At 27.9% G+C, this 7,875-nt stretch carries 5 protein-coding genes; 3 read left to right on the top strand and 2 right to left on the bottom strand.

What is annotated here, in order from left to right; translation table 11 throughout:
* Positions 1 to 261: 261 nt before the first annotated feature.
* Positions 262 to 2,073 carry a MutS-related protein gene (locus GOQ29_RS00970; protein ID WP_203370532.1) on the top strand — a complete coding sequence of 604 codons (1,812 nt, stop codon included), beginning with the start codon at positions 262 to 264 and terminating at the stop codon, positions 2,071 to 2,073.
* 78 nt (positions 2,074 to 2,151) lie between these two features.
* Positions 2,152 to 3,516 (top strand): L-cystine transporter, encoded by a 1,365-nt coding sequence (locus GOQ29_RS00965; RefSeq protein WP_203370530.1) that lies wholly within the window; start codon positions 2,152 to 2,154, stop codon positions 3,514 to 3,516.
* Positions 3,517 to 3,922: 406 nt separating this feature from the next.
* Here the strand turns inward: GOQ29_RS00965 and GOQ29_RS00960 are convergent, their stop codons facing one another.
* Entirely contained in the window at positions 3,923 to 5,155 is a 1,233-nt protein-coding gene (locus GOQ29_RS00960) for an aminopeptidase (RefSeq protein ID WP_203370528.1), read from the bottom strand.
* 157 nt (positions 5,156 to 5,312) lie between these two features.
* Positions 5,313 to 6,665 carry a sodium-dependent transporter gene (locus tag GOQ29_RS00955; protein WP_203370526.1) on the bottom strand — a complete coding sequence of 451 codons (1,353 nt, stop codon included), beginning with the start codon at positions 6,663 to 6,665 and terminating at the stop codon, positions 5,313 to 5,315.
* Positions 6,666 to 6,923: 258 nt separating this feature from the next.
* Here GOQ29_RS00955 and GOQ29_RS00950 point away from each other — a divergent pair, with 258 nt between their 5' ends.
* Positions 6,924 to 7,790, top strand: a complete 867-nt coding sequence (locus tag GOQ29_RS00950; RefSeq protein WP_203370525.1) for a radical SAM protein — start codon at positions 6,924 to 6,926, stop codon at positions 7,788 to 7,790.
* Positions 7,791 to 7,875 lie beyond the last annotated feature (85 nt).

Genomic DNA, 7,875 nt, shown 5'->3' with positions numbered 1-7,875 from the left:
GTTGTTGTTTTAGTTTTTCTATATTCATTCATATATACATTGTATTAGTTATGCTGATAAACTGCAATAACTATTTAAAAAATATCGCTTTCATCCCATATCTGAAGAAGTGGGCTTTCTCGCTCATAAGTTCTGTAAAATGTAGATGAATATATGATTATAAGTAAATAAATAATTTTTAAAATTAAAGGTAAATAATATATTATGTTAAACTAATAATATATATTATAATAATTTTAACATAAGAAAGGGGATATAAAATTGCAGAAGTCTAAAAAGATATATCAAAAACGAAAGAAAAAATATTCTAAACTTTCAACTAAGACCAATAAGATTATGAATATAGTGAGTTTAATTAGATTGATAACAGCAATAATATTTATCATTGTAGCTGTTTTTTTATTTATGGATATTGGAGGTATAATTTTATGGGCTACTTTATTATTTATACTGGGTGTTTTCCTATATTTAATAAGATTCCATAACAAGCTAAAAGGTTTACATGAGTATCTTATAATATTAACAAATATAAATTCTAAATCAATAGATAGAGTAGAAGGAAATTGGAATACCTTTAAAGATAGAGGAGAAGAGTATGTAGATGAAAATCATGATTATACTTTTGATCTAGATATATTTGGACAAAATTCATTATTTCAATATATTAATAGTGCATATACATCAGAGGGTAGAAATAGATTAGCATATATTTTATCTAATATTCCTAAGAATAAAGATAATATATATGAACGACAAGAAGCAATAAAAGAATTATCTAAAAAGAGATGGTTTCGTCAAAGGTTATTAGCAGAAGGGATGACTATAAAAGTAAAAAGTGAAGATAATAAAAGTTTAGTAGAATGGGCAAGGAGAAAAAATAGTTTTTATGATAAAGGTTGGATTAAAGTTATAATCAAAATATTGCCATTGATTACTATAACAGCTTTGATTGCTGGATATGGGTTTGAAATAATATCAAAGTCAATACCTATTTATTTGGTTATAATTCAAATTTTAATGGGATTTTTAAACAGTAATAACATAAATAAAGAATTTAATGAGGTATATAGATATCAAGATGAGATAAAAGTATATTGGAAAATGCTAAATATTTTTGAAAAGGGAAAATTCAAATCATCATATTTATTAAAGTTAAGGAATAGAATAAAAAATGAAGAGGGGCATTCTGCTATTATACAACTAAGGGAATTAGACAAAATAGTAGAAAGGATTCTAAATAGAAAAAATATGTTATTCTTGCCCATTAAGATAGTAACATTATGGGATTATCAATGTTTAATAAGGTTACATAAATGGAAAAAACAATCAGGTAGTTTAGTAAAAGAATGGTTATCTGTAGTAGGAGAATTAGAAGCCTTATCTAGTTTAGCATTATTAGGATATGATAATCCTGATTGGGCAATACCTGAGATTACAGATGAAGAGTCAGTTATTATATCACAAAACATAGCTCATCCGTTACTTAGGAGTGATGCTGTAAGTAATAGTATAAAAATTGAAGATCCTTCAAGAATAGTGTTAATTACAGGATCTAATATGGCAGGAAAAAGTACTTTTCTAAGGACAATAGGAATAAATATAGTATTAGCTTATAGTGGAAGTTCTATTTGTGGAGAGAAATTAAGATGCTCATTGATGAATTTACAGACTTGCATGAGAATAAGTGATGATCTTGAAGAAGGAGTATCTTCATTCTATGGAGAGCTTAAAAGAATAAATAATATTGTAAAAGCATCTGAGGGAAAAGAACAAGTATTTTTTCTATTAGATGAGATATTTAAGGGAACGAATTCCTATGATAGACATCTAGGAGCTAAAATGTTATTGAAACAATTATATAAAAATAATGGAATAGGATTAGTATCCACTCATGATTTAGAATTAGGAGAATTAGAAAAAACAACAAAAGGAAATGTATTGAATTATCATTTTAAGGAATATTATAAAGATGGTAAAATTCATTTTGATTACAAGCTGAAGAGGGGAGTATCAACCACAAGAAATGCTATTTATCTTATGAAAATGGCAGGAGTAAAGATAGAAGATTTATAAAAAAATTCAATTCCCTATTTACTTATCGGAATTTGTGTGTATAATATAAATAAGATTAAAATTAGGAGGGAGTTAATTATGAATGATATAATATTAATTATTTTAAATGTACTAATATTTATAGGTATTATTTATGGATTATTTTTAATGCAGAAAAAACATATATCTTTTACTAAAAGGGTATTTTTAGCCTTAGTAGGAGGAATTATTTTTGGAGGAATATTACAATTAATATATGGTGCAGGTTCAGATGTAGTTATGAAGTCTAATACATGGATTTCTATAGTAGGGTCTGCATATGTTAGATTATTAAAGATGATAGTTATTCCATTAATATTTGTAGCTATAACTAGTGCAATAATAAATCAAAATTCTAAAAATCTTGGTAAAATGGCAGGTATAATAATATTGGTATTAGTTTTAACTACAGCTATTTCAGCAGCAGTAGGTGCAGGGACTGCTAGTATATTTGATTTAACAGCCGAAGGATTGCAACAAGGAGAAAATGAAATTGAAGCCGGAGAAAGATTAGAGGAAAGACTAGGTGAGTTTCAACAACAAAGTATTCCAGATCAAATAATAGGTATTATTCCAACTAATCCTTTTTATTCTATGACTGGGCAAGGTGATTCATCAACATTATCAGTAGTTATATTTGCTGCTTTCATTGCAATATCAACAATGGGATTGAGAAGAAAGAAACCAGAATCAGCTGAACATTTTTCAAAAATAATTGAAACATTACATGATGTGGTTATGAGAATGGTAACAATTATATTAAGATTAACTCCTTATGGGGTATTAGCATTAATGATTAATGTTATGTCTACAAGTGATTTTGAGGAAATCTATAGATTATTAAAATTCGTATTAGCATCTTATGTAGCATTGATTTTAATGATGATAATTCATTTTATTATATTGGCCATATTTGGATTAAATCCTATAAAGTTCATTAAAAAGTCAGCACCAGTTCTTGCCTTTGCATTTACTTCAAGAACAAGTGCAGGAGCATTGCCACTAAATATTGAAACACAGATTGATAAATTAGGAGTTTCAGATGGATATGCTAATTTATCAGCTTCATTAGGAACTAGTATAGGGCAGAATGGATGTGCTGGTATTTATCCTGCAATGTTAGCTATTATGATAGCACCTACCGTAGGGATAAATCCATTAGCACCAGCATTTTTAATCAAATTAATTATAGTAACAGCAATAAGTTCATTTGGAATAGCTGGAGTTGGTGGTGGAGCTACATTTGCAGCATTAGTAGTATTATCTACTATGGGACTTCCAGTAGGATTAGTAGGATTATTGATAGCTATAGAACCACTAATCGATATGGGTAGAACAGCTATTAATGTAAGCGGATCAATGGTTTCAGGTTTAGTTTCAAGTAAATTAATGAATAATATAAATATAAAAATATATAATGAATAATAAAAAGGAAGGCCTAGGCCTTCCTTAGTAGGTTCATCTTAAAAGTCTAAAAGAAACATCTTGGAATAATGTTTTATCTTCAAAACCATGAGTCAGATTTTTAACCGTAAGAATATTCATATAATACATCATCTCTATTTCTAAAATAATTAAATATCAAAGAATATCTTATAATATAATTTTTATAAAGTAAACCTTTATTAGTAGTAGCAATATGATTAATAGCGCATAAGATAGTATTACTAGGAGGTGTTGTTATGTCAGGAAGAGGATTTTTTGGTTTTGACGATGATTTATTACTTATTATAATTGTGATTGTAGTTATTTTCTTTTTATTTCCAGGATTCGGTAAAGGATTTTACTAAATAAAAGGGAGAATTGATATATATCAATTCTCTCTTTTACATTATATTGCCCAATTACCATCTTTAAATATTTGTATTTTTTCTCCATCTTTAGTTTCTCCTATTATATCCATATCAGGGGATCCTATCATAAAGTCTTCATGAATTAAAGAATTATTAGCTCCTTTTTCTTTAAGTTCTTCATTAGTCATATTCCCGCCACTTTCTATACATGTTGGATAAGCCATTCCAAGAGCTAAATGACAAGAAGCATTTTCATCAAATAAGGTATTGTAGAATATAGTATCCATATTTGATATTGGAGAATCATCTGGTACAAGAGCAACTTCACCTAGATAACTTGCTCCTTCATCAGTTTCCATTAATTTTTTTAATGTTTCATAACCTTGTTCCGCTGTAAAATCTATTACTTCACCATCTTTAAATGTTAATGTGAAATTGTCTACTAAACTACCGCTATAGTTAAAAGGTTTTGTATTTTTAACTACTCCATTTACTCCGGTTTTTAATGGTAGGGTAAAAACTTCTTCAGTAGGCATATTTGCTACGAAATAAGTTTCCTTTTCATTTTCTTCACCACCACCAGCCCATAAATGATCTTCTGGAAGTTCTACTTCTAAATCTGTTACTTCGGATTTAAAATGTAATTTTTTGAATCTCTTATTATTTAGGAATTTAACTCTAGATTCTAGATTGTCCAAATGTTCTCTCCAAGCTTTTATAGGATCTTCTTTATCCATTCTAGTTATTTTAAATATTTTTTCCCATAGTTTTTCTACTGCTTCTTCTCCATTTAAATCTTTAAAGACTTTTTTAGCCCAATCTTCGGTAGGAACAGAAACTACTGACCAAGCTACTTTACTAGCCATCATATATTCTCTGTATTTTTCTAGAGCTAATGATACAGTTTTATTATATGTAGCTATTCTACTAGGATCTACATCTTTGAACAAATCAGGATTTGACGCAGAGATAGAGATAAAAGCTGCTCCTTTTTTAGCTAAGTCTGTTTTACCATCAGCTAAATATTTAGGATATTCTTTAAAAGCTTTATCTGGTGCATTTAGGAATTTTATTAAAGTAGATTGTTCGTCGTTCCAATCAATAATTACATTTCTTGCTCCAGCATTATAAGCTTCTTTAGATAAGGCTCTTGTGTATTCTTTAGCTTCAATAGGAGAATTTATAACAAGGGTTTGATCCCTTTGTATATTTACTCCGATTTTTACAGCTAACTCAGCATATTTCTCTAATAGATGTTGAAAATTTTCCATATAATCATCCTTTCGTTTTTTCTATTTCTATTTTATATTAAAAAGTAAAATAAGTCATTTGATATCAGAAATATTTTAATATTTTAATATTTTAATAATTTTAGCACGAATAAAAAATAAGATGGAGAAAGGGGTTAACCTTATCTCTATCTTATGATTAACTAATATTTAATATAGATTTTATGAAATCTATATAAGAATTTATTAATATTATACCAATTGCAATAGGAACTAAATATTTAATTAATATAGTCCATATATTTGCTAGTTTAAACTTAATACCAGAACTCTCTATTTCTTTAATAGCTTCTTCAGGTTTCAATACCCATCCTATAAAAATAGTCAATAGAAAAGCACCAGTTGTTAGGAGGATATTAGCAGTTAATTTATCATATAGGTCAAAGAAATTTAATGTTCCCAATACTTTAAAAGACCATGTACCTAAAGATAGAGAAGCAGGTATGCCTAATAGGAATATAATAATACCTATTATGACAGTAGAAGGAACTCTTTTTTTCTTTTTTTCTTCTACGAAATATGATACAGCAACTTCTAGCATTGATATAGAAGATGTCAATGCTGCGAATAATACTAATAAAAAGAATAAAATACAAAATAAATTACCAAGAGGCATAGATGAAAATACCGCAGGAAGAGTAATAAACATTAGTCCTGGTCCTTCAGTAGGTTCAAAGCCCAACGCAAATACTGCTGGTAAAATAGCAAGACCTGCAAGTATTGCTATCAATGTATCAAGTAAAGGAATCATAGAAGATGTTGTTAATAGATTGTCTTTTTTATCCAAATAGCTACCATAAGTTACTATAGTACCCATTCCGATACTTATGGAAAAAAACACCTGACCTAAAGCATTCATAGCTACATCCATATTTATTTTAGAAAAATCTGGTATAAATAAAAATTCTATTCCAACTAAACTTCCATTTAGTGTTATACTCCTGATAATAATAATAATTATTATTATAAATAATGACGGCATCATTATTTTAGATGCTTTTTCTATTCCATTGCTAATACCTTTTAGAACAATAAACATGGTGATTAGCATAAAAATAAATTGATATAGCAACAGTTCAACAGGAGAATTCATTAAATTTCCAAATAAATTTCCAAGGAAAATAGGATCAGTAGAGTTTAAACCACCTAGTATAGCAGTTTTTAAATAATATATTACCCATCCTCCTACAGTAGAATAAAAAGCTAAAATAATAAAACCACAGATAACACCCAATCCACCAACAAAAGACCATTTTGGATTAATACTTTTATAAGCTCCAAAAACAGATAGTTGTGTCTTTCTACCTAATGTAATAGCAGATATCATTAAAGGTATACCTATTAAAATTAAAAATAAAAGATATAAAAGTACAAATGCACCGCCACCATTAGCTCCTGCATTGTAGGGAAATTTCCATAAGTTTCCCAATCCAATTGCAGAACCCGAGGCTGCTAAAATGAATCCCAAATTTGAAGACCATTTGTCTCTCATAATTTTCCCTCCTTGTATTTTAGAATAACGTATAAAGAGTATTATAAAGCATTTATATATATTAAGCAAATTTAATATTTTATATAAATATATTATTCTTGATGCAAATTGTTGCATCTTTTTAATTTATGATTTGAAAATTATTATATCTCAGGTATAATAATTTTAGGTAAAATTGTACTAATGAGATACGAATTGAAGTTTATAATTTTTCTGGTATAATCGAAGAAGAATCTAAAGTAAAAGGAAGGTTGAGAAATGAAATATGAGGGAATGATTTATAGACCACCTAGTGAAGCTAGAAGTTTAATAGTACAAGCTACAATAGGATGTGCCCATAATAAATGTACTTTCTGTAGTATGTATAAAGATAAGAAATTTAGAATAAGAAGAGTAGAAGATATAATAAAAGATTTAGAATCTGCAAGGGAATATTATAAAAATATAAAAAGAATATTTTTAGCAGATGGTGATGCTTTGATATTAAAAACAGAAGACTTACTAAGGATTTTAAAACATATAATAAAAATTTTCCCGGAGTGTGAAAGAGTAGGTATCTATGCTACACCTAGAGATATATTAAATAAAAGTGTAGAGGAACTTAAAGCCTTAAAAGATAATGGGTTAGGAATTATGTATATGGGTATTGAATCAGGTAATGATACTATATTAGATAAGATAAATAAAGAGATAGATAGTAAGTATATCATTGAGGCTGGAAAAAAAGCTAAAGAGTCGAGAATAGATTTATCGGTAACATTGATATCTGGGATAGGGGGAAGAGAGTATATTAAGAATCATGCTATTGATTCAGCCAAAGTCATAAATGCAATAAATCCTGACTATGTAGGATTATTAACATTAATGTTAGAAGAAGGAACAGAATTGTATAATGATTATAAATATGGAGATTTTAATCCATTATCTCCAGAAGAAGTGATGTTAGAGACAAGGTTATTTATAGAAAATATAGAAGTGAATGATTGTGTATTCAGATCGAATCATGCTTCGAATTATATATCTCTTAAAGGAGTATTGAATAGAGATAAGGATAGATTATTAGAGGAGATAGATGAAGCTTTAAAAGAGAATAATTACAAGCCAGAAGGATTAAGAGGATTATAAAAAAAGGTAACTATGTTGTAATGAGGCCACTGAAAATCTTATGATTATTGAGTGAAACTAAAAATTTATAATGAAAAAATACTAC

Origin of the sequence: Anaeromonas gelatinilytica (assembly GCF_016820635.1) — a bacterium.
GTDB classification, from domain to species: Bacteria; Bacillota; Clostridia; order Tissierellales; family SIT17; genus Anaeromonas; species Anaeromonas gelatinilytica.
The sequence above is the reverse complement of the archived record's forward strand: the minus strand, read 5'-3'. Positions and strand labels throughout refer to the sequence as shown.